Source organism: Streptomyces sp. NBC_00388 (genome assembly GCF_036061255.1).
Taxonomy (GTDB): domain Bacteria; phylum Actinomycetota; class Actinomycetes; order Streptomycetales; family Streptomycetaceae; genus Streptomyces.
Genome location: NZ_CP107948.1, coordinates 2229963 through 2252481, shown reverse-complemented (window position 1 = coordinate 2252481; position 22519 = coordinate 2229963). Strand labels below are relative to the sequence as shown.

At 71.5% G+C, this 22519-nt stretch carries 20 protein-coding genes; 8 read left to right on the top strand and 12 right to left on the bottom strand.

The window, feature by feature from the left end:
* Window positions 1-583: 583 nt before the first annotated feature.
* The 4 genes from OG917_RS10265 to OG917_RS10250 all read right to left on the bottom strand — a co-directional run bounded on the left by OG917_RS10265 (window position 584) and on the right by OG917_RS10250 (window position 4438).
* Window positions 584-1207: a hypothetical protein gene (locus OG917_RS10265; RefSeq protein ID WP_328317261.1), complete on the bottom strand. Its 624-nt coding sequence runs from the start codon at window positions 1205-1207 to the stop codon at window positions 584-586.
* Between the two features lie 379 nt (window positions 1208-1586).
* The gene (locus OG917_RS10260; protein WP_328317260.1) at window positions 1587-1883 is read right to left on the bottom strand and encodes a GYD domain-containing protein; all 297 of its coding nucleotides are present in this window, start codon (window positions 1881-1883) and stop codon (window positions 1587-1589) included.
* Window positions 1884-2446: 563 nt separating this feature from the next.
* Complete coding sequence (locus OG917_RS10255) at window positions 2447-3343, bottom strand: SDR family oxidoreductase (protein ID WP_328317259.1); 897 nt, start codon at window positions 3341-3343, stop codon at window positions 2447-2449.
* Window positions 3344-3448: 105 nt separating this feature from the next.
* Complete coding sequence (locus OG917_RS10250) at window positions 3449-4438, bottom strand: DUF3500 domain-containing protein (RefSeq protein ID WP_328317258.1); 990 nt, start codon at window positions 4436-4438, stop codon at window positions 3449-3451.
* 52 nt (window positions 4439-4490) lie between these two features.
* On the opposite strand from OG917_RS10250, the gene OG917_RS10245 reads away from it, so the two are divergent.
* Complete coding sequence (locus OG917_RS10245; protein WP_328317257.1) at window positions 4491-5078, top strand: TetR/AcrR family transcriptional regulator; 588 nt, start codon at window positions 4491-4493, stop codon at window positions 5076-5078.
* 34 nt (window positions 5079-5112) lie between these two features.
* Here OG917_RS10245 and OG917_RS10240 read toward each other — a convergent pair whose 3' ends face one another.
* Complete coding sequence (locus OG917_RS10240; protein WP_328317256.1) at window positions 5113-5775, bottom strand: class I SAM-dependent methyltransferase; 663 nt, start codon at window positions 5773-5775, stop codon at window positions 5113-5115.
* 373 nt (window positions 5776-6148) lie between these two features.
* On the opposite strand from OG917_RS10240, the gene OG917_RS10235 reads away from it, so the two are divergent.
* Window positions 6149-7201 (top strand): sodium:calcium antiporter, encoded by a 1053-nt coding sequence (locus OG917_RS10235; protein ID WP_328317255.1) that lies wholly within the window; start codon window positions 6149-6151, stop codon window positions 7199-7201.
* Window positions 7202-7284: 83 nt separating this feature from the next.
* On the opposite strand, the gene OG917_RS10230 is transcribed toward OG917_RS10235, so the two are convergent.
* Both OG917_RS10230 and OG917_RS10225 read right to left on the bottom strand, forming a co-directional pair.
* Window positions 7285-8460: a HoxN/HupN/NixA family nickel/cobalt transporter gene (locus OG917_RS10230; RefSeq protein ID WP_328317254.1), complete on the bottom strand. Its 1176-nt coding sequence runs from the start codon at window positions 8458-8460 to the stop codon at window positions 7285-7287.
* Between the two features lie 213 nt (window positions 8461-8673).
* Window positions 8674-10215 carry an ArnT family glycosyltransferase gene (locus OG917_RS10225; RefSeq protein WP_328317253.1) on the bottom strand — a complete coding sequence of 514 codons (1542 nt, stop codon included), beginning with the start codon at window positions 10213-10215 and terminating at the stop codon, window positions 8674-8676.
* A 330-nt stretch (window positions 10216-10545) separates the two neighbouring features.
* Here OG917_RS10225 and OG917_RS10220 point away from each other — a divergent pair, with 330 nt between their 5' ends.
* Window positions 10546-12456 (top strand): potassium channel family protein, encoded by a 1911-nt coding sequence (locus OG917_RS10220; RefSeq protein WP_328321779.1) that lies wholly within the window; start codon window positions 10546-10548, stop codon window positions 12454-12456.
* A 40-nt stretch (window positions 12457-12496) separates the two neighbouring features.
* On the opposite strand, the gene OG917_RS10215 is transcribed toward OG917_RS10220, so the two are convergent.
* Window positions 12497-13117, bottom strand: a complete 621-nt coding sequence (locus tag OG917_RS10215) for a TetR/AcrR family transcriptional regulator (RefSeq protein ID WP_328317252.1) — start codon at window positions 13115-13117, stop codon at window positions 12497-12499.
* A gap of 122 nt (window positions 13118-13239) precedes the next feature.
* Here OG917_RS10215 and OG917_RS10210 point away from each other — a divergent pair, with 122 nt between their 5' ends.
* The 3 genes from OG917_RS10210 to OG917_RS10200 all read left to right on the top strand — a co-directional run bounded on the left by OG917_RS10210 (window position 13240) and on the right by OG917_RS10200 (window position 16231).
* A complete protein-coding gene (locus OG917_RS10210) occupies window positions 13240-14235 on the top strand; it encodes a 4,5-dihydroxyphthalate decarboxylase (RefSeq protein WP_328317251.1) in 996 nt (331 codons plus the stop codon).
* Between the two features lie 208 nt (window positions 14236-14443).
* The gene (locus OG917_RS10205) at window positions 14444-15889 is read left to right on the top strand and encodes a DUF1254 domain-containing protein (RefSeq protein WP_328317250.1); all 1446 of its coding nucleotides are present in this window, start codon (window positions 14444-14446) and stop codon (window positions 15887-15889) included.
* An 81-nt stretch (window positions 15890-15970) separates the two neighbouring features.
* Window positions 15971-16231: a DUF2277 domain-containing protein gene (locus tag OG917_RS10200; protein ID WP_328317249.1), complete on the top strand. Its 261-nt coding sequence runs from the start codon at window positions 15971-15973 to the stop codon at window positions 16229-16231.
* 30 nt (window positions 16232-16261) lie between these two features.
* Here the strand turns inward: OG917_RS10200 and OG917_RS10195 are convergent, their stop codons facing one another.
* Complete coding sequence (locus tag OG917_RS10195) at window positions 16262-16891, bottom strand: DedA family protein (protein ID WP_328317248.1); 630 nt, start codon at window positions 16889-16891, stop codon at window positions 16262-16264.
* Between the two features lie 138 nt (window positions 16892-17029).
* Here OG917_RS10195 and OG917_RS10190 point away from each other — a divergent pair, with 138 nt between their 5' ends.
* On the top strand, window positions 17030-17713 hold the full coding sequence (locus OG917_RS10190) for a superoxide dismutase family protein (protein WP_328317247.1): 684 nt from the start codon (window positions 17030-17032) through the stop codon (window positions 17711-17713).
* Between the two features lie 49 nt (window positions 17714-17762).
* On the opposite strand, the gene OG917_RS10185 is transcribed toward OG917_RS10190, so the two are convergent.
* The 3 genes from OG917_RS10185 to OG917_RS10175 all read right to left on the bottom strand — a co-directional run bounded on the left by OG917_RS10185 (window position 17763) and on the right by OG917_RS10175 (window position 20880).
* Window positions 17763-18230 carry a DoxX family protein gene (locus OG917_RS10185; protein ID WP_328317246.1) on the bottom strand — a complete coding sequence of 156 codons (468 nt, stop codon included), beginning with the start codon at window positions 18228-18230 and terminating at the stop codon, window positions 17763-17765.
* Window positions 18231-18433: 203 nt separating this feature from the next.
* Window positions 18434-20161 carry an alkaline phosphatase D family protein gene (locus OG917_RS10180; protein WP_328317245.1) on the bottom strand — a complete coding sequence of 576 codons (1728 nt, stop codon included), beginning with the start codon at window positions 20159-20161 and terminating at the stop codon, window positions 18434-18436.
* Window positions 20162-20238: 77 nt separating this feature from the next.
* A complete protein-coding gene (locus OG917_RS10175; protein WP_328317244.1) occupies window positions 20239-20880 on the bottom strand; it encodes an HNH endonuclease family protein in 642 nt (213 codons plus the stop codon).
* 974 nt (window positions 20881-21854) lie between these two features.
* On the opposite strand from OG917_RS10175, the gene OG917_RS10170 reads away from it, so the two are divergent.
* Window positions 21855-22436, top strand: a complete 582-nt coding sequence (locus OG917_RS10170; protein ID WP_328317243.1) for a TMEM165/GDT1 family protein — start codon at window positions 21855-21857, stop codon at window positions 22434-22436.
* Window positions 22437-22519: the final 83 nt, after the last annotated feature.

The window sequence follows — 22519 nt, the reverse complement described above, 5'->3', positions numbered from 1 at the left end:
GCTGCGTGCACAGGGGCGGCCGCCGAAGCGGTGCGTCCGGCCGCGGCTTCCACGCCGGTCAGGATCGTTGCCGCACCAATGGCGCCGGAGAACGCCACGAACCGACGCCGAGGCAGCTCTTTCGAAGTCTTGTCGTCATTCATGCGTGCTCTCCGATGGTGATGTCCACTGTGTGGACTTTCCGGCCGCGACTGAGAAAGGGTGGCCCGTCAGATTCCGGCCTCGCCGATTCGCTCACAGGGTAGGGAGCGACTGATGGGTTGCCTGTCGATTGAGCCGGTCAGTGTCACGTTTTCCGCCATTCAGCGGCCATCCCGTTCGGATGTCTCCTTCGCGGCGGATACTCGCAGGAGATGTTGTCGAACAATTGGTGCCGACGGGATACAAGAAGGGCTGATCCGCCCTGAGGTGGTGCCCGTTCGCGCCCACCAGCAGGACACGGAAAAGGCCCAGGCCGCAGGTAGGAAGTCGGGCATCTGGGCCTTTTTCGCTCCTCCGTAATTCCGACGGGGGGGGCGGGCGAAGTCGTGCCACGTAAGTGCCGGATGACACGTACGCCGGACGAGCATCCATGCCGGACGGGTCAGCCGTCGAACCAGACGACCAGGCGGACTCCCTCGTCGCCGTGCAGCGTCGCGAGCGTGCGCATGACCGACCAGATGGGGTCCCATTCGCTGTCGGGCACGGCATGCTTCCGCTGCAGGCGGCCGATGCGGAAGAGTCGGTCGCCGTCCGGCCACTCGGTGTTCTCGGGGTAGACCCTGCCCGCGCGGTAGAGGTGCCGCGCGTCGGTGAGGCCGGAGAGTTCGGCAAAGCGAGTGAGGCTGGAGTTCCGTCCGTGCATCTTCCAGCTGCCGTCAGGGCTCAGGCGGTACTCGTGAACACAGTCATCGACCTCGTTCGCGACCTCGCCCCAGTCTGCTGCTGTCAGCTCTCCCCAGGAGATCCAGGACTCGCCGTGCAGCTCATCGCTCCAGGGTCCGAAGCAGGCGAGGACTTCTCGCGACGCGTCATGGGGGAGGCCGCGATGATCGGCGAGCGCGCGGAATGAGGCGGTGTCGCGGACACCGAACAGTGCCCCGAAGGCACCGTAGTCGCGCCCGTTGTAGAGGTGCGAGAGGTCGATGACCTGGCTCCACGCGCGATCGTCCTCGTCCAGCCAGTAATCCCACCGGCACTCGATGAAGCCGTGTATGTCTGTCCCCATGCCCGGCATTGTTCTCCGCCGGCAGGAGACGGGCGACGCCGTTTACCGGTTTCTGGCCAGTGCGACGTCCCACTCGGCCGCGCGGCCGCTCCATCAGTCGGCTGACGGCATTCTCCGACGGCGACGCGGCGGACCGGAGCGGTCTTGACCGCATCGTGCGACTCGCCGATCCCGTACGTCCACGATCCCGCCCGCCGAGCCGTCGCAGGAGTACGGGGATGCACGGCGGCAGTGTCGTGGTCGCGGCAGTACACCTGTACTTGGTCTGCCTGGTTCGTGAGCTGCCGGTGCGCCGCTCCTCCTGTGAACTCGTGCCCCCGCCGGATCTCTGGGGGGTGACTCACGGCTTCGCGCCGGGCGTCCTGGGCGACGGAGGTCGTCAGCCGGCCGCCTTGGCGATGATGCGCTCCATCTCCTCCGGGCCGAAGGCCCTCAGGGTCGTGGAACGGACGTTGCCCACCTCACCGAGCTGCAGGAGTGCGGCCGAGGCGGTCTCGTCGTCGGGCGCCTCGATGATGGCCACGAGGTCGTACGGACCGACGGTCCAGTGGATGCTCAGGAGCTTTGCTCCGAGCTTCTGTACCGCCGAGCCGAACGCCTTGGCGCGCTCCGCGGTGTCCCTGGAGTGCCGGGCCCCATGGTCGGTCCAGCTCAGCAAGGTGATGTATGTCGGCATGTTCGTTCACCTTCACGAGGAGAGACGAGAAGACACGAGGAGTCGCAGTGTGAGGCCAAGCCTGGGGATCCGCGCGGGAACCTGCACGGGATACGCACCCGAACGAGCGGTGTGAGCGGCTACGGACGCCGAGGGGGAGGGGGAGGGGGCACGCTGACATCCACTTCTTACATCGGACACTTCTTACATCGGACGGGAGAGGGAGGGCGGTCGCTCACAGCCGCGGTGGTGTCTGCGGCCGACTTGCCGGACCGCAGCCCGGATCCCCGGAGCGCTGCCGAGCCGCTCCGGGGATCCGGGGTTGCGTGGACGAGCACACCGGCGCTGTTGGGCAGGACGCGGGCAGGACCCAGTCCGCTGACGATCCGGCCGGTGAACATGACGCGGATCCCGGGCGCCTGCCCCGGCGCGGTGATCGTGGCGCCGGTGGCGGCGGCTGCGCGGGGCCACCGGCGCCCGAGAGGAGCCGGCGCGGTGCGCCGACGATGTGCCGGTCGGTGCCGGGGCCTTGGGTGCTCCGGCACCGGCCGCCAGTCACCGGCCGGCAGTGGAAAACCAGGGGTTCAGCCGGTGGTGTAGGCGTCGGCGAGGATGTCCTCGATCAGCGTCGGGCCGGTGGGCTGCCAGGAGAGCAGTTCGCGGGTGAGGCCGCTGGAGCCGGTCATGGTCTGGCCGAAGAAGTGGCCGACGACGCCGAAGTGCTCCGCCGCGTCCGCGGGATCGATTGAGGCCACGGGCAGGCCGAGCGCCTTGCCGAGCGCCTCCGCGATCGCCTTGGTGGTGATCGTCTGCTCGGCGATCGCGTGCATGCGGGTGCCGGCCGGTGCGTGCTCAAGTCCGAGACGGATCAGCCGCGCAGCGTCCGAGACGTGCACGGCGGACCACTCGCTGGTGCCGTCCCCGATGTAGCCGGAGACGCCCTGCTTACGGGCGGCGGCGGTGAGCCAGTTCACGAAGCCCCAGTCGCCGCGCCCGTGCACGCTCGGCGCGAAGCGCACCGCGATCGAGCGGATCCCGCGGGAGGCCGCGTCGAGGGTGAGGTTCTCCGTGCCACCGCGGTCGGAGCCCGGGCCGACCTCGGGCGAGGCGTCGGTCTCCAGCGCCGGGCGGCCCTGCACGATGCCGGAGAGCCCGTTGGCGATCACGAACGGCTTCGTCGAACCCTCAAGCGCGGCCAGTATCTCCTCCACGGCGCCGCGCTCGACGCGGTCGTTGCCTGCCGAGTCGGCCCAGTCGTGCTTGTTCGCGAGGTGGACGACCGCGTCGGCGGCGCTCGCGCCCGCCCGGAAGGAGGCGGGGTCGTCGAGGTCGCCGCGCTGGACCTGCGCACCCTTGGCCCGGAGCTTCGCCGCCGACGTGTCGGAACGGGCGAGACCGAGAACCTCGTGGCCGGAGCGGAGCAGTTCGTCCACGGTGGCCGATCCGATCCAGCCGGTGGAACCTGTCACGAAGACGCGCACGGGGCGGTCTCCTTTCTGCCCTGTGGGGGCACACTGCCGGCGCTGCCGACAATTACTAACCATCGAGTATCGAAAGTAACAGATACGGTGCACGGTGTCCATGAACTAGTGGATGCCGGGGCCTCCGTAGTCGGTCAGGCGGTCGCGCCAGACCGTGTGCGGGTGCGGGTCGGCCAGGACGATGCCGTCGTGCATCGAGAACTCGATCCACGCCCGCGGGCCGTCGATCCGCACGTAGTCGCCGGGGCGGTCGAGCGCCGTCGTGCCCGAGTGGGCGAGGTAGGTGCGGTCGAGCTGGCCCGCGTAGGTGGTGAGGATCCTCTCCGCGCCGACGTCGTCCACGTCGTGCACCCACTCGCCGATCGCAGCCATGAGCATGTCGCGTTGCGCGGGGCTCAGTCCGCGGCCGGCGATGCCTTGCGCCCGTGAGGGGAACATGCCGTCGCCACCCGGGCCGAGCAGGATGTCCGGCCATGACCCGGCCGGCCGGGCCAGGCGCCGCTGAGCGGGGTCGAGGGACTTCACCAGGCCGGTCATCGCCGCGTACTTGCGCCCCATCGCCGTGGAGGCCGGGTCCTCGGCGGGGGAGTGCGCGAAGGGCTCGATGCCCCGGAAGGAGGGTGTCGCCCCGGTCAGTGCGCCCCGGTGGTAGGAGTTCGACACGGCCAGGTGGTGTCCGCCGAACTGGAGCTGCCATGTGCCGTCGTCGCTGGGCTCGCCGAGGAAGGCGACGAAGAAGTTGCCCCGGCCGTAGTGGGGTCCGGCGCCGTGTGCGGCCAGGTGGTCGTCGGCGGCCAGGTGCAGCCCGATCGCGTCGAAGCCCTGCCCGCGACCGGCGCCGGTCGCGGCGGCGAGCAGGAGATCGAGCGCCGCCCACTGCGCTTGGTCCAGGGTGGATGTCCGGAGGCCGGCCCGGCCGCGCGAGCCGAGGTAGCCCTGGGGGAGGTTCGACCAGTTCGCCGCCGTGGCGGCGGAGCGCCGCTGGAACAGGACGGCGCGCAGGGCGGGTCCGAGAGTGTCGGCGAAGGCGTGTGCCAGGCTCGCGACGGAGCCTGGGGTGAGGGTGTCGGTGTTGTCGGTGTTATTCCTGTGCATGGTGTCTCGTAATATAGGATTAGCGAGACACGGTGTCCAGTGGAAGGCGGGGATGGTGAGCGAGCACGGCAAAGTCGGCCGCCCGCGCAGCGAGGAGGCCCGTGCGGCCGTCCTGCACGCCGTCGACGATCTCGTCGTCGAGCTGGGATACGGCGCGGTCACCCTCAAGGGGATCGCCCAGCGCGCGGGCGTCTCCCGCCAGACCGTCTACCGCTGGTGGACGACGAAGGCCGAGATCCTGCTTGAGGCGAGCGCGACCGACGCGCTTCAGGAGCTGGACGTACCCGCGCACGACGACCCCGTCGACGAACTCACCGCCTACCTCAAGGCGCTGATCGCATTCCTCACCACCTCCGACGCGGGCGCCGCCTACCGTGCGCTCATCGGCGAGGCGCAGCACGACAAGGCCGTCCGCGCCCTGTTGAGCGACACCGATCCGATCGGGTCGAGTGCGGCGGCCGTCATCGGCCGCGCGCTGCCCGCGGGCGTGCTGGCGATCCCGATGTCACAGGCGACCGCCCTGCTGGTCGGGCCGGTCTTCTTCTGGATCCTGAGCGGGCGGCAGCCGCGTGATCTCGATCCGGGTGAACTGGCAGGCGACTTCCTGCGCCGTGCGGCTTCCCCGCCCGCCCGGTCCTGAACAGGCGGGCACCCGGCCTGCGTTGTGCGACCGGTCAGGCGGCCCCGGTCCGGGCCTTGCGGGCGAGCAGGTGGATCTCCCGGAACTGCCGCCGGTCGGTGGGCTGGGGCTCGCGAACCAGCCGGGCCACCTCGGCCAGACCGGCCTCCCGCAGCAGCGCGGCGAGGTGGTCGGGCCACCACCGGTAGGCCGGGGCGACAGCGTGATCGAAGACCTGCGTTCGCCGAGACGGGGCGTCGCTTGCCGAAAACCCGATCAGAAGGTGGCCGCCGGGCGCCAGCACGCGATGGAACTCCGCCAGGATGCCGGGGAGTTCCTGCGGCGGAGTGTGGATGACGGACCAGCGTGAGAGCACGCCGCCCAGCGTGCCGTCGGAGATGTCCAGCGCGGCCATCGTGCCCACGTCGAACCGCAGGCCCGGATAGGACCGGCGGGCCAGTCCGATCATCGCGGGAGAGGCGTCGACACCGAACGCCGGCAGTCCCAGCCCGTCCAGACAGGCGGTGATGTGGCCGGGCCCGCATCCCAGATCCGCGACCTGTCCGTCCCCGCTCGCACTGACGGCCTCGGCGAAGGCGCCCAGGATCGCGCGGTCCAGGGGGCTGTCCCGCAGGGTGTCACGGAAGAGCCGCGCATAGGCGGGGGCTGCGGCGTCGTAAGCCTCGCGGGTGGCCCTGAGGGCGTCGTGTCCGACCATGCTCGTGACGGTAGTTCCTGGTTCCCGGTTCTCGGTTCTCGGTTCCCGGTCCCGGTTCCCGGTCCCGGTCCCGGTCCCCGGGGCGGGCCGGGAGAGCGATGCTGCGGCCGGCGCTTCCCGGGCTGCCGGGACGGTGCCCGCGCCTGTGTACAGTGGGCGGCTGCGAAGGGGAGTAGCCCCGCAAACCGGTCGTCGACATGCTGGAGCCCTTGCGGTTCCCGGTGGCCGGGCTCGTGCAGAATCTGCCGGGCGGGCGAGACCTTCGGTTCCTTGTCGACGACGTGTGCGCGTCGCGGGGCCGAGGTCGTATGCCGGAACGTTCTCCGTGCGTCTTTCCCAGGTTCCCGCGGCGCGGGAAAGCTGGATGGTCGGTGTGATCCATTTTGTGTTGCTCATCGTGTGCGCGGTGGCGATCTATCTCTCGTGCGAGTGGTTCGTCAACGCCGTCGAGTGGCTCGGCCTGCGCCTGAACGTCGGGAAGATGGCCGTCGGTACCATCCTGGCCGCGTTCGGCACCGCGCTGCCCGAGTCCGTGGTCACCCTGGTGGCGGTGACCACCGGCGGCAGCGAGGAAGCCAAGAACATCGGCGTCGGCGCGGCCATGGGCGGACCGCTGGCGCTGGCCACCGTCGCCTACGGCGTCACCGGAGCGATGCTGCTGCTCAAGCGCCGCAAGGAGAAGGCGGAGGTCCTCGCGACCACCGGCATGCCGGAGAGCCGGGGCGATGGTGAGGGTGAGGCGCTCGGCGACCGGAAGGACATGCGCCGGCTGGCCAAGGACCAGAAGTGGTTCCTGCCGATCTTCGTCGTGAAGGTCGTGCTCGGTCTGGTCGCCTTCGCGTTCAAGCCCACTCTGGGCCTGCTGTTCTTCGCCGCTTACGCCGTCTACTTCTGGCGCGAGATCCGCGGGGGCGACGAGGGTGACGAGGGGGAGGAGGAGCTGGAGCCGCTCAAGCTCCAGCCCAGGGCGGCCTCCCCGGCCACCTGGGCCGTTGCGGTACAGACGCTCGCCACCCTGGTCGTGATCTTCTTCGCCTCCCAGCTGTTCGTCGCACAACTCGACGCCATCGGCCCGATGCTGGGGCTGTCCGCAGCCGTCACCGCGCTGCTGCTCTCACCGGTCGCCACGGAACTGCCCGAGATCATGAACGCGATCATCTGGGTCCGCCAGGGCAAGACCAGGCTCGCGCTGGCCAACATCTCCGGCGCCATGATGATCCAGGCGACCGTTCCCAGCGGACTCGGACTGCTCTTCACCACCTGGAAATTCGACGGAGCCCTCCTGTGGGCCGGGCTGATCACCATGGCGGCCATCGTCTACCTGCTCCTCACCATGCGCGCCCACCGGCTCACGCCCGCCCGCCTCACGGTGGCGGCCGGGTTCTACGTCGTCTTCGCCATCGGCCTGGTACCGATCCTCACCTGAGCCCGGCCCCGTACCGGCCGTTCCGTGCGGAGCCGGCGAAGCCGTCAACAGGGCGGGCAAGGAGGCCCGTTGGACCGGAGCCGTCACTCCCCGCCGTGGCCCGCCCCGCTCCGGCCCGTACCGGGATCCGGGCCCGCTCCGGCCGGGCCGAGCCCGGCTGTCCACTTCTCCTCGATGCGTCCCAACTTCCATACCGCCATCGCCACCAGCCAGGTCGCGAAGAACAGCCCGACGATCACGAACCCCACGGCGTTGAGGTCGAGCCCCCCGGCCCAGTCCCAGAAGGCGCCGTGCAGACCGAGCTTCTCGGTGAGCAGGCCGAGCAGTTCGACCGTACCGATGAGGAAGGCCACCGCGACCGAGAGGCCGGTGATCGTGAGGTTGTAGTAGACCTTGCGGACGGGCTTCGAGAACGCCCAGCCGTATGCGAAGTTCATGAACGAACCGTCGATGGTGTCCAGCAGGCACATGCCCGCCGCGAACAGCACCGGCAGGCAGAGGATCGCGTACCAGGGCAGCCCGGACGCGGCGCCCGAGCCCGCCAGGACGAGCAGGGCGATCTCCGTCGCGGTGTCGAAGCCGAGACCGAAGAGGAGCCCGAGCGGGTACATCTGCCAGGGCTTGGTGATCGACTTCATGACGCGTCCCAGGAGCCGGTTCATCAGGCCCCGGTTGTTCAGGTGTTCCTCCAGGGCGGCCTCGTCGAAGTCACCCGAGCGCATCTTCCGGAAGACCTTCCAGATCCCCGCCAGGATGAGGACGTTGATGCCGGCGATCAGATAGAGGAAGAACCCGGAGACGGTCGTGCCGATCAGCCCGGTGACCTCGTGCAGATGGGAGTTGTCGTCCTGCACGGGCCCGGCGAGGGCCTTCACCCCCAGGGACAGCAGGAGCGCCAGGGCGAAGACAACGCTGGAGTGGCCGAGCGAGAACCAGAAGCCCACCGACAACGGGCGCTGCTTCTCGTTCATCAGCTTGCGGGTCGTGTTGTCGATCGCGGCGATGTGGTCGGCGTCGAAGGCGTGCCGCATGCCGAGGGTGTACGCGGTGACGCCGATCCCGATGCCGAACGACTTCGTACCGAGGCTGTAGTGCTCGGGCGCCACGATCGTCACCAGCGTGAGCCACCCGACGACATGCAGCGCGACGATGAAGGCACCCATACCGCCGAGCCGGGTCCACTCCTGGCGCGTCATCGACATCCGCAGACGCCGCCCCCGCGAGAGGGTCCCGGGTGGTGCGGTGGATGTGGTGCTCATGGTGCTGCCTTCCCGGTCGTATCGCCGTGAACAGCCAATTGCAAACCTTTCGCAATTGCAACCAAGCGGCAGTAAAGCCAGGTCGGAGAGGTCGGGCGGGCGGACCCGGCGGCCCCCGACGGCAGGCGGGACCGGCGGCGCAGCGGTGCGGGCGGCGTCGCGCGGGACGGCGGTCAGGGGGCCGGCCGGGGTCTCTCGCTCGCCGCGGGCCCGTCACGCGTAGGTGCGCAGTTCGGGCCAGGCCGATGCCCAGGGCCGGCGGGGCCCGGTGCAGACGTAGACGTGGCCGCCCCGTTCGATGTTGTCCACCCCGTCCGGGCTGGAGAGGACGGCGGCCACGCGGACGTGCCGGAAGTATCGGCGCAGGCGTGCGGCGTAACCGGGGGCATGGCCGGGGCCCGGGGCGATGGCCACCACGGTGGTGGGGTGGGGGCTGCCGGGGCCCCACCACCAGTCGCTGTTCTGGCTGCTCACGGCGGCGGGCAGCCCGCTGCCGCGGCCGAGTTCGTTGATGGCGCCGGCCTCGCCGTAGTCCGCAGCGAGGATCACCGCGTTCGCGCGCCGCGCGGGCGGGAGCGCGGTCCATACCTGCCGCACGGTGCCCACCAGCTGGGGCCAGCCCAGGGATTCCCCGGAATTCGTGCTGATGCCGTACGTCCAGGCCGCGCTGGAGGGCGGCAGTACCGGCAGCACGATCACGGCGAGCAGCGCGGCCGAGACGGCGGTGCCGGCCAGCAGCCCGCGCAGCCGGCGCCGGCGGGAGTGCAGCCGGCTGTCGAGCCCCACGGCTCCGGCCGCCAGCAGGCACACGTACAGGCCGCCCAGGTAGTACACCTGCGCTCCGGTCGTCAGGGCGAACAGCACGAACAGCACGGCGTACGCCGTCACCAGGCACTGCCACAGCGGTCGGCCGGACCGCCACAGGAACCGCAGGCCCGCCACCCACAGCACCGCCATGGCCAGGCAGGACATGCCGAGCTGTCCCACGATCCAGGTGGGGATGTTCCCCGGGCCCCCGTTCTCCCCGTTCAGCGCCCGCGTCATCGCGAACATGGCCCAGTCGTGGTGCGCCTGCCACCAGAGGTCGGGCAGCACGAGCAGCACGGCGATCACCGCGCCCGCGAGCAGCCACCGGTCGGCCACGGTCCGGCGGGCCGGCCCGAGCAGCACGGCGGCCAGCAGGACGGCCCCGAAAACAGCCGCGAGGTGGTTGAACTCCGCGCCGATGCCGACCAGTGCCCCTGCCGCGAGCCACCATCGTGTGTCGCCGGTACGGCCGATCCGCACGAGCACCAGCGCTGTCGCCGCCCACGCCAGCATCTCGTACGACGTGGTGTTGGCGATGTGCGCGCCGCCCAGCAGCACGGGCATGGTGCCGGTCGCGACCGCGGCGAGCAGGTGGGTCCGCCGTGCACCGCCGAACTCACGCGCGGTCAGCCCGCCCACGATCACCGTGCCCGCGGCGGCCAGCGCGGGCCACAGCCGCAGCCCCGCCTCCGAGACCCCGAACAGCGACAGGGAGACCCGGGCCAGCAGCGGCGCCAGCACCGGCTGGTCCACATAGCTCGCCTGGAGGTGCCGGGCGCAGTCGAGGAAGTACAGCTCGTCCCGGTGGAAGCCGTAGCGCGAGGACAGCGCCATCAGTACGGCGAGGACCGTTCCGGCGACGACGTACACCCGCCGGTCGAGCGGCACGGTCCGGCCGCTGCCCTCCCCGGCATCCCCGGCACGTCCCATGGCTGCCACGTCCGTCATCCCCGCCCCCCGGTTCCGCCCCCCGGGCGCGTCGTCGGCGCGGGCCGGGCCCGGCGCGCGGGGCTCCCGGGCCGGTCGTACTTTATGCATCCGGTCCGTGTACGGGAAGGCCCCGGCCCGCGCTTCCGGGTGCGGCCCCGGAGGGGTCAGGCCCCAACGCGGCCCGGACCGTGGCCTCATGGCATACCGGGCGGGCCCCTGACGCCGGAGGGTGCGGGCTCCCCCGGGCCTCCCGGACCCGCCCGTGAAACCGAACACCCGCATAGGGCAGTCTCTGTTGACGTGTACTCACTCCCGAACCAGAGCCAGCAGAGCTCCCCCGAGGGGCACATGATCGTCTGCGGCGACGACGGTCTGGCCCACCGGCTCGCCGCCGAGCTGCGCGGTGTGTACCGGGAGACGGTGACTCTCGTCGTACCGCCGGCCGGTGCGCCGGGCCTCCCGGCGCACCCCCAGCTCACCCCGGCAGGCCGGGCCTCCGCGCTCTTCGGCCGGATGTCGCGCGTCGTCGCGGGGCAGCAGCCGGGCGACCGTGACGGGGTCGCCGACCGGCTGCTCGAAGCGGCGACTCCGGACGACGAGGTGCTGCTGCGTGCCGGAGTCGACCAGGCGTCCGCGCTGGCGCTCGTCCACCAGGACGACGAGGCGAACATCCGGGCCGCGCTCGCCGCCCGGCGGCTCAACCCCCGGCTGCGGCTGGTGATCCGGCTCTACAACCGCAAGCTCGGCCTCCATCTGGAGGAGCTGCTCGACCAGGCCGCCGCCGTCAGCGCACCGGACATGGACCGGGACGAGGTCGACGCCTCCACGACCGTCCTGTCGGACGCCGACACCGCGGCCCCCTCGCTCGCCGCGACCGCGGTGGCCGGTACGAGCAAGGTCGTCCAGGCCGACGGGCTGCTGCTGAGGGCCGTCGAACGGCCGCCCGCCGCCCGGACCGGCGTGCCCGCCGATCCGGGCCTGTGCACCCTGGCACTCCTCTCCCCGGCCACCGGTGACCCGGACGGGGCCGGCGGTTCGGACTGGAGCGGTGACACGGGGCCCCGGCTCCTCCCCGACGAGGCGTCCGTCCGCGCGACGGCCGGGCGCGGAACGGTCGTCCTTGAGGCGGTCTCCTACCGCGGCCCCGACCTCTCGCCGAGCAGGCTGGCCGGGCGGGGCGCGCCCCTCGCCCAGGTGTTCTCGCGACGGCTGCGCTGGTCGCTCTTCGGGATCTTCGCCTCGGTGCTCGGGCTGGCCGTCGCCTCCTCGCTGACGACGGGCGAGCCTCCGAAGCACGCCGCCTACCTGACCATTCTCGACATCTTCGCCATCGGGGACCCGGCGATCGGCGAGTCGACCAGCCGCCAGGTGATGCAGATGCTCTCCGGACTCACCGGGCTGCTGCTGCTCCCGGTGCTGGTCGCAGCCGTACTGGAAGGGCTCGGTACGTTCCGCACGGCAGCCGCGCTGCGCCGTCCCCCGCGCGGGCTCTCCGGTCATGTCGTCCTGCTCGGGCTCGGCAAGATCGGCTCGCGGGTGCTGGCACGGCTGCGGGAGCTGGACATCCCCGTGGTGTGCGTGGAGGCGGACCCCGAAGCGCGCGGCATCGCCCTGGCCCGTCGTCTCCGGGTGCCGATCGTGATCGGCGACGTGACCACGGAGGGCGTCCTGGAGGCGGCCAAGATCGGGCGGGCCCGCGCCCTGCTCGCGCTGACCAGCTCCGACATCACCAACCTGGAGGCCGCGCTCTACGCCCGGACGGTCAAACCCGGACTCCGGGTGGCGATGCGGCTCTTCGACGACGCGTTCGCCTCCGCCGTCTTCCGTACGCTGCGGGCGGCCCACCCGCACGCGGTCACCCGGAGCCGGAGCGTCTCCACGCTGGCCGCGCCCGCCTTCGCCGCGGCGATGATGGGCCGTCAGATACTCGGAGCCATGCCGGTCGAGCGCCAGGTACTGCTGTTCGCGGCGGTCGATGTCGCGGGCCACCCCCTGCTGGAGGGCCGTGCTCTCGGCGAGGTCTTCCGGGAGGGCGCCTGGCGGATACTCGCGCTGGACCTCACGGCCCCGGGCGAGCGCCGCGCCGATCTCTCCGCGCCCCGCTCCCGCGACGGCGGCGACCGCAGGGCCGAGCTGGTCCGGAACCTGCCGCAGAGCTACGTGCTGCGCCCCGAGGACCGGGTGGTCATCGCGGGGACGCGGCAGGGTCTTGCCGACCTGCTGGACCGGCGGCTGCCCCGCGTTCCCGCGGAGCCGTAGCGCCGGAGCGGGTGCTGCCGCGAGACCGGTCCGGGGGCGGTCAGGACGGGGAGAGGAGCGTGCGGACCGCCTGCGCGAAGGCGCCGGAGTCGATGGGTCCGAAGGCGGTGCGCTGCAGCAGATAGCCGTGGAGCAGCGCCATCACGACGCGGGCGGCGCCGGCGGGGTCGAGGCCGGCGGGCACCGTGCCGCGCTGCTGGCCGCGCCGGAGGACCGAGGCCAGCTCGTCCAGCGCACCGGCCACCCCCTCTGCGGCCCGGTCCGCCACTTCGCCGCCCCGCAGGATCTCTCCCCAGGTCTGCACCGCGCAGCGGAGGAGCTCGTCGAGCGGGATGCTGTTCCCCGCGGCGTCGACGGGCCGGATCCGGTCGAGGTCCTCGACGGTGGCAGCGATCAGATCGGCCACCGACGCGTCCGCCTCCTGGTCGTGCAGGCGTTGCACCGGGCTGAGGATGACGGCGAAGGCGCTCCTGGCGACCTCGACGATCAGGTCGTCCTTGCCGGCGAAGTACCGGTAGGCGGCGCCGACGGCGACCCCGGCCTCGGCCGCGATGGCAGGCATGGACGTCTGGTGGAAGCCGTCCCGGGAGAAGCACCGGCGAGCAGCCGCGACGAGCGCCGCGCGGTTCACGGATCGGCGTTCCGCTGTGATACGCGGCATTCGTCCTCCTGGTCGGCAGCGGATGCGCAAAGTGAATGATTGTTCGCCTTGACGGTTCGCGTCAAACGGCCGACTCTTCAGTGAATGAACATTCACTGAAGGCGGAGCCACGGAGGCAAGTCATGGACGAACGCGCGATCCGCGTCGGCGTCTTCCCCTACGAGCACACGCAAGCACTGCTCACGGGAGAGGTTCCCATCGAGGGGGTGACGGCCACGGTCGAGGGGGCGCCGATCGTCTCGGACGTCTTCCGCAGGGCGGTGCTGGGCGAGTTCGATGTCGCCGAGCTGGGGCTGACCTATTTCCTGCGGATGTGGGACACGGCGCAGCGGCCGTTCGTCGCACTCCCGGTCTTCCCCAACCGCAACTTCCGGCACTCGGCCATCTTCGTCAACACCGACAGCGGCATCGAGCGGCCCGGAGATCTCACGGGGAAGCGCATCGGGGAGTTCGCCCTCTACGGACATGACCCCGGTGTGTGGGACAAGGGCATCCTCGCCGACGAATTCGGGGTGCGCTGGGAGGAGTGCTCGTGGGTCATCGGAGGTACGAACACCCCGCTGCCCGCCTTCGACTGGCTGCCCCTTCCGGCCCCCGCGGGTGCCGGCATCCGCCACCTCGAAGAGGGCCGGACCCTGAACGCGATGCTGGAGGAGGGGGAGATCGACGCACTGATCTCCGTCGATGTGCCCAGGGCCCTCACCGAAGGGTCGCCGCGTGTTGCCCGCCTCTTCCCGGACTACGAGCGGGTGGAGCGGGACTACTACGGGCGCACCGGCATCTTTCCGCCCATGCATCTGGTGGCGGTCGACAGGGAGCTCGCTGCCGACGGCACTCTGCTCCGGGCTGTCTACGACGCGTTCTGCACCGCGAAGGGGCAGGTGGAGCAGCGTTACCTGAGCGGCGCGGTCAAGCAGCACATGAGCCTGATCACCCCGTGGTTCAGCAGCCTGTTCGAACGCAACCGGCAACTGCTGGGGGACGACTGGTGGCCCTACGGCGTCCGGCGCAACCGCAAGGCCGTCGACACCTTCCTGCGGTACCACTTCGAGCAGGGCCTGTCGGAAACGATGCTCACCATCGAGGACATCGTCGCCCCGGCGCTGCTCGATACCTGAACCCCGGGGGATTCACCCGAACGGCCGCGCCCCGGTGGTTGCCCGGCGGGCGCTCGCCGAGGCTCGGAGCTGTCACCGGGAGGGCGGCGGCGCCCGGCCCGCCTGGGCCGGAACACCCTCACCGGACTGTGGCGGACGAGCGGATCCGACGGCCCCGCATCCGCCGCCGCGCTCCCGCGTGCCTGTGCGCGGCCGAGAGGAGTCCGAAGTGACCGACCAAGCCGACCGCTCCGATCACGCAGACAGCTCCGACCGCCCCGGTGAGGCCGGTCACGGTGCCCCGGCCGGGCCCCCCGTACCCGCCGATCTCGCGGAACTGGCAGCCGAGGCGTACGTCTACGGGTACCCGCTGGTCTTCGACCTGTCGATGGTCCAGGCCGCGCTCCACGAGGGGTTCGGCTCGCTGCCGTCCGCCTCCTTCAACGAGTTCGCGCACTCCCCGCGGCTCGCCACCCCCGACGCGCACTTCGTCTCCGTGAACAACGACACGGTGTACTCGATCGCGCAGCTCGACCTCTCCGGCGGCCCGCTGCTGCTGCATGTGCCCGACACGCTCGGCGCGTACTACGTGCTGCAGTTCATCGACGCGTGGAGCAACAACTTCGCGTACGTCGGGTGCCGGGCGACCGGTACGGGCGAGACCAAGTGGCTGATCGTGCCGCCCGGCTGGGCCGGTGAGACCCCCGAGGGGATGACCGGGGTGATCGACGCGCCGACCAGCATCGTCTCCATCACCGGACGTTTCGCCTGTGACGGCCCCGGTGACCTGCCGCGCGTCCGCGGACTCCAGCGGCGGCTGACGCTCAAGGTGCTCGAAGCCGTCATGCACCACACCTGGCTGCCGGCCCCGGACTCCGGCGTACCGGAACACCTGCAGTTCTTCGAGAAGCTGCGGGTCTGGATGGCCGCCTTCCCGCCGTCGGCCGACGACCTGGCCTACCAGGACCGGTTCCAGGCGCTCCAGCTCCTGGAGGAGGGGCCGTCGCCGTACGTCCACGCGGCGCCGGAGCTCGTCCACGCGCTCACCGAAGGGCTGAGGCGCGGCGCGGAACGGGTCGAGAAGGCGAGCCGGACGGGGGAGGACGGTACGCGCGCCCCCGGCGCGTGGGAGATGAACCCGCACCTCTTCGACTACAACCTCGACTCCTTCGGGGTGGGCACCCATGACTCGCCGGAGTGGCGCATCGCCGACCGGACGGCGTCCTACCTGACGAGGGCGGTGGCCGCGCGGGTCGGTCTGTGGGGGAACCACGGCTATGAGGCGGTGTATGCGCACACCTTCGACGACGCGGACGGCCACTGGCTCAACGGCTCCCGGAAGTACACCCTCCGCTTCGATGGTCCGCCGCCCGTGCGGTCTTTCTGGTCCGTCACCATGTACAGCTCACCGGAGTACTACCTCGTCCCCAACTCCGCGGACCGGTACTCCATCGGTGACCGCACCCCGGGCCTGGTCTACGGCGACGACGGATCGCTGACGGTGCACATCCAGAAGGACCGTCCCACCGACGCGGCGGAGGCGGCCAACTGGCTGCCCGCACCGGAGGGCGACTTCCGGCCGATGCTCCGCCTCTACACGCCGGAGCAGTCGGTCCTGGACGGGAGCTACGAGATCCCGCGCATCACGCCGAAACACGAGCCCGGGGCCGGGTGACACCCGGTCGCTCCCCGTGCCCCCGCGTCACCTGGAGCGACGGGGTCGCCCCGGGCGGGCGGACCGCGTCAGACTGGGAGTATGTGCCGCAGTATCAAGACTCTCCGTCCGCCCGTCCTCCCCGGGGAAGCGACCGAGGAGGACATCGGGGCCGCAGCGCTTCAGTACGTACGGAAGGTCTCCGGATTCCGGGCCCCCGCCGCACACAACCGTGCCGCCTTCGACCGGGCCGTGGACGAGATCGCCCGCGCGACGCAGACCCTGCTCGCCGACCTGGAGGTCCGGGGGAGCGGGGCAGGAAAGGCGAGGGAGGCAGGGGAGGCCGCCGCGCAGCCCGGGTGAGCCCGGCGGCCGAGCGCAGTGGGTCCGGGGTCAGGAGGCCGGTGCGGTCACCGGCGCGGGGCGCCGTATCAGCAGGGCCGCCACCGAGCCCGCGCCGAACAGCGCGAAGAGCGAGACCGCCGTCCCCAGCCAGCTCGCACCCAGCCACTGGCCGCCGAAGTACCCGAGCCCCACGCTGTAACCGGCCCAGGCCACCCCCGCCAGGGCCGACCAGGGCAGGAACTCCTTGGCCCTGCGGTGTGCGGCGCCCGCGCCCAGGGAGACGACCGAGCGGCCCGCCGGTGCGAAGCGCGCTATCACGACGAGCAGACCGCCACCGCGCGCCAGCGCCGTACCGAGGCGTTGCTGGGCGCTGCTGAGACGCCGGGAGCGTGCGATGGCCCGGTCGAGCCGCTCGCCGCCGCGCCAGGCCAGCCGGTACGCGACCAGATCGCCCAGGACCGAGGCGGCCGCGGCGCAGGCGGTGAGGATCAGCAGGTCCGGGACGTTGTGCGGGACCTCGCCGGCCACCGTGGTCGAACCGGCGGCGGCGCCGGTGGCCGCCGTGATCACCAGCACCCCGCTGGGCAGCAGCGGTACGAAGACGTCGAGGACGACGGAGAGCGCGACCACGGCATAGATCCATGGACTGTCGGTCAGCGACCGCACACTCTCGAACACCCGGACTCCCCGTTCGTCACAGCGCCGCGGCGTCGCAGGGGAGCGGCAGGTGCGGCAGTACAGCCATACAGCGTACACGGGGAGGCGCCCCGTGGTTCCGCCGGGGCCTGTGATGTTCGAAAGGCCCCGTTCATCCGTATGGCTGCTCCTGTGCGCGGGTTCGGGCGCGGTGCGCCCAGGCTGGGTCCGTACAGCTGCGGAGCAGCGACGGACGAGCGCGAGGAGCGGACAATGGTGGTGGCAGGGGTACTGGCCGGAGCGGCGGCGCTGGCGATGCTGACGGGGGGCGGGGCCCCGCCCGCGGAGAGCGCCGGGCCCCCGGCGGGCGGCGCGCCCACGCACAGCGCGCCGACCGGCGTGTACTGGCAGCGCGTCCACGCCCGGTTCTCGCCGCCCGCCGCGTTCATCCCGTCGTCCGCGGTGACCTACGACATGAAGGTGGTGCCCGCGGCTTCCCGGATCGAGGTCGAGCAGTCCACGAGCCCCTCGGGCACCCGGGTGACCGCGCGGCTGGCGGGGCTGGAGGCGGGGCACGCCTTCGGCATGCGGGTGCACACCCGGCCGTGCGGCAGCAAGCCCGGCGCTGCGGGACCGCGTTATCTGCACGGGACGGGCGGCCGGGCGGCGGGCCCGGGCGACGAGGTGCGGCTGGATTTCACCACCGACGCGCGGGGCGCGGCCGCGGTGAGCACGCGGCGCGGCTGGAACTTCCGCCCCGGCGGCGCCGGTTCGGTGGTCATCGACCGCGGGCCGGGCGGCGCCGCGGACCCCGTCGCGTGTTTCACCGTGCCGTTCGGGCCGACGGCCGGCTCCGCCGTGTGAGGGGCCCGGCGGAGCGCGGTGTGCCGTAGGCCGGACGGGGCGCGGCCGGTCAGGCGGTCACCGGGGCTGGCCCGGTGACGCGCCTGCGGGCGGCGAGGACGGCGTCCAGCGCCAGTGCGCCGGGGCCGGTGAAGACCAGGAGCAGGAAGGCCCAGCAGAACATCGCCGAGGCCTCGCCGCCGTTCTGGATCGGCCACAGGGTGTGGGGCTGGTGCACGTGGAAGTAGGCGAAGGCCATCGAACCCGACGCGATGAAGGCGGCCGGGCGGGTCAGCAGCCCCGTCAGCACCAGCACACCGCCGACGAGTTCGATGACGGCGGCGTACCCGTCGGGCCAGCTGCCCGCCGACACCGTGCCACCGCCCTGAGCGCCGCCGAGCACACCGAAGAGGGAGGCGGCGCCGTGGCAGGCGAACAGCAGGCCGACCACGGCGCGGAAGAGGGCCAGGACGTAGGGGCGAGCCAGATCGGTCTGCCGGTTGAGTGAGGACACGGTCCTGGCTATGGCTGCAGGCATGGCGGGGGAACTCCTTCACTTGGGGGACCGGAGCAGTCTTAGATTAGGTATGCCTGACTAGAACTTGCAAGTTCAACATTCGGTCAGGTTTTCCGGTCCCCGCAGGGCTTCTTGGCCCTTGCGATACCCCCTCTCCGTACCCTTTCCGGTGCTTCTGCCTCGATTCCGTCAGGTGCCCGCCCCGATCCCCCGCGGACGCCGGTTCAGCCCCGGGTCAACTCCCGGTCCAGCACGGTCTCCAGCCGGGCGCCCGCTCCGTCGCTCCGTGCCTGCTCCAGTCGCAGCCGGGAGGAGCGGCCCCGCAGATCGAGGGTCATCAGCTGGTTGCCGAACCACGGCCCGGCGTCACCCCTGTGCCAGCCGACCGGTGGATCCGCCAGCCGTCCGTGCCGTCGAAGCACCCGGCCGAGCGCCCGGCCCGCACGGGTCCACCCGAACCGGAAGAGCAGACGGATGTACGCGGGCACGCTGTTGTGCACGGGGGAGCAGGTCAGCTGCAGCACCAGGGCGTCAGGGGCCGCAGGCCGCGACGTCTGCGGCGCCGGGGGGTGCCCCGGTCGCCTGCGTGGTGCTCCGGCGGGCCAGTGGGGCTCGGCGACGTACGCGTGGTGGACATCGCCCGAGAGCACGCAGATCGTCGCGGGCGCCCCTTCGCCCGTCCCGGCGTCGGCGATCAGCCGGGTCAGCTCCCTGAACGAGTCGGGGAACGCGGCCCAGTGCTCCAGGTCCGCCGCCCTGCGCAGTTTCTCGCCGATCCGCGCCCACCGTGCCCCGCGTGCTCCCGCGCAGAGCGCCGCGTCCCAGCTCTCCGCGTCATGGATCAGCGGGGGCAGCAGCCAGGGCAGCGAGGTCCCGATCAGGAGGTGGTCGTAGGAGCCGGGCCCGTCCGTCACCTGTTCCCGCAGCCACCGCGATTCGCCGGGGTCGATCATCGCGCGGTGCTGTTCGTCCAGGACCCGGGCGGCGCGCGAGTCGACCATCAGCAGCCGGGTACGGCCGAAGTCCCGGCGGTAGCTCCAGCGGGTGAAGGCGTGATCGGCATCGGCCGCAGCGGCGAACTCCCGCAGTACTCCGGTGCCGTCCCGCGCCGCGCGCACTCTCGCGTACAGCTCGTCGGCCGCCAGCTCGGCGGGGGAGAGGTTGCCCAGGTGCTGATGGACCCAGTACGACATCAGGCCGCTGAGGATCCGTTCCTGCCACCAGTCCGTGGCGCGGATCTCCCGCTGCCAGGCCTCGCTGGTGTTCCAGTCGTCGATGACATCGTGGTCGTCGAAGACCATGCAGCTGGGCACGGTGGAGAGCAGCCAGCGGACCTCCGGGTCCAGCCAGGACTCGTAGTAGAGGTGGGTGTACTCCTCGTAGTCCGCGACCTCGGCGCCCGGGTCCTTGCTCAGGTCCCGGCGGGTGGCGAGCCAGTCGCGGGTGTCCGCCGACACCTCGTCCGCGTAGACCTGGTCGCCCAGGAGCAGCAGGACGTCGGGGCGTTCGTCCGGCGGGGCGGCGGACAGCGTGGACGCGAGCGTGTCCAGCGCGTCGGGGCCCACCGGATCGGGCTCGCCCTGGGCCGGCGCGGCCCAGCGGCAGGAGCCGAAGGAGACCCGCACGGCCGGAGCTCCGGCCGGTCCGGGGCCCGCGCCCGGGTCGGGGGTGCGGATGGTGCTCGGGGGGAAGGACGAGTCCGCGGGCGGCCACACCTGCTCGCCGTCCAGCCGTATCGCGTACGGGGTCTCCGACCCCGGCGTGAGACCGGTCACCGGGACGAGCGCGTAGTGGTGTCCGGCGATCAGGAACGTAGGGGAATCACCCCCCGCGCCGTCCGGGCACCGGACCTCGACCGTGCAGGGCCGGTCGGCCTCGACCCAGACGGTCGCCGACTCCCCCCGGTCCCAGTCGACGTACCTCAGCAGTGGTCCCAGGCGCAGCCCGGCCATGAACGTCCTCCTTCGTCGCCCCCGTACTGCTCCGAACGACGAAGGGTGTCATGGCCGGGTGCCCGCGGGCGATCCGTTCAGCAGTCGTTCAGCACGCCCTGGAGTGCCGTCTTCTCCGCGGAGTCGACCGTGAGCTTGTAGTAGTGCTTCACCTCCACCCAGGCCCGGACGTAGGTGCACTTGTAGGCGGCGCGGGGCGGCAGCCACGTGGCCGGATCCTTGTCGCCCTTGGACTGGTTGACGTTGTCCGTCACCGCGATGAGCTGCGGCCGGGTGAGGTCGTTGGCGTAGGCCTGTCGCTGTGCGGTGGTCCAGCTGCTGGCGCCGGAGCGCCACGCCTCGGCGAGCGGGACCATGTGGTCGATGTCCACGTCGGACGACGCGGTCCAGGTGGCGCCGTCGTACTCGGAGTACCAACTCCCGCTGGTGGCGGCGCAGGTGGAGCTCTGGACGACGTTCGTCCCGTCGCGCTTGAGCACCACTTCGCGGGTGTCGCAGGCGCCGGACTGGGTGATCCAGTGCGGGAACTTGTCCCGGCTGTAGCCGCTCGACGAGCCTTCGGCGGCGACCGTGAGAGAGCTGAGGTAGGTCCGTGCGGTGGCCGCGCTCACCGGGGTGGGCAGTGCGGCCTGGGCGGAGGGGGCGGTGACGAGACCGGCGAGCGTGATTCCCGCGGTCGCGGTGAGTACCGCTATTCGACGCGCGTAGACACCTGACATGCGAACTCCCGTGGGGTGGAGGGGCTTTGCCGATCCGGCTCGGCCATCGTGATGGCGCCGTATTGCCGTGGGGTGGGCGCCAGGTAACAGACTGGCGACATGGGCACGTCACATCAAGAGGCAGGTCGATGTTTGACGCGCCGGCAGATTTCCCGCACAGCCGTACGGTTGGCGCCGGCCGGCCCCGTCCGGGCCGGCTCAGGACCGGCGTCCGGGGTGCTTCCGCTGGTCGCGGCGCCGGTGAGGGTCTTCGCCGGGACCTGGTGTGCCGGTGGACTCCGCGCCGTGGGGCCGCGTGCGGCGGTTCCGCCGCCGTTCGTCGCACTTTTGGGCGGATGGGTCATTCGATCGGGTATTTTGTCCTGTTCTGTGACTCCTGATACGCAAGAGGCTCAGGGGGGACTGAAGGGGGACCGGCCTCGTGCGGTCCGGCGTCGCGCGGTCCTCCTTGTGCGGTCCTGCCTCGCGGACCGGCCTCGCGGTCCGGCCGGAGATCCGCGGCCGGAGATCCGCGGCCGGGTGCGGGACCGGCTGGGGTGTGGGTGCTGCGGGGGTGTGGGTCCGGCTGTGAATGTGGGGCCGGTCACTCTCCCCGGACTCCTGTCCGGCCTGTCGCTGGGTGGCGCCGCACTGGACCGGGGTGCGGCGGGGGAGCTGTCTGCGCTGGTCACAGGGGGTGCGGGCCGGCGGGGTCGGGTTCTCCCGGGCGCCCGGGGCGGTGGCCGCGGAGGCGGCCGGCCCCTGTGACGGTGCCGTAGGGTGTGCGGAGCAGAAGGGGAGTAGCTCTTCGCCGGAACGTCGACATACTGCCGAACCTCGGTTCGGCCGGCGCCCGGAGGCGGTCTTCTTTGAGGACCGCCAGCGAGACCTTCGGCCGCAGTGTCCTGTTGACGCTGCCGTGCCGAGGCGACCCCTTTTCTCTCCGAGTCAGGTCCTCCGGTGCGGTCAGCCCGAACCGATTGAGGATTCAACCCGTGATCAGCTTCACGATCCTGGCGATCACCTTCGGCGTGGTCTTTCTCGCCGAACTCCCCGACAAGACCGCGCTCGCCGGTCTGATGCTGGGTGCCCGCTACCGGGCCTCGTACGTCTTCGTGGGGGTCGCGGCGGCCTTCGCCGTCCACGTCGCGCTCGCCATCGCGGCGGGCAGCGTGCTGACCCTGGTACCGCACCGGCTCCTGCAGGCGATCGTCGGTGTGCTCTTCCTCGGGGGCGCGGCGATGCTCCTCTTCAAGAAGGACGAGGAGGAGGAAGAGGTGAAGGCCCCCGCCGACCAGTCCTTCTGGAAGGTGGCGGGGGCCGGTTTCATGCTGATTCTCGTCGCCGAGTTCGGTGACCTGACCCAGATCATGACCGCCAACCTGGCGGCCCGCTACGACAGTCCGGTCTCCGTCGGCATCGGCGCTGTGCTCGCGCTGTGGGCGGTCGGCGGCCTGGGAATTCTCGGCGGGCGCAAGCTCATGAAGCATGTGCCGCTGCGACTGATCACGAAGATCGCCGCCGCGCTGATGCTGGTGCTCGCCGGATTCAGCCTGTACGAGGCCATCGCGGGCTGACGCCCCGTACCGGACGAGTGGCCGGGGCTCCGGCCGGGGCGGCGGCCCGGGCCGGGGTCGTGTCCGGGCCGCCGCCGGTCCTC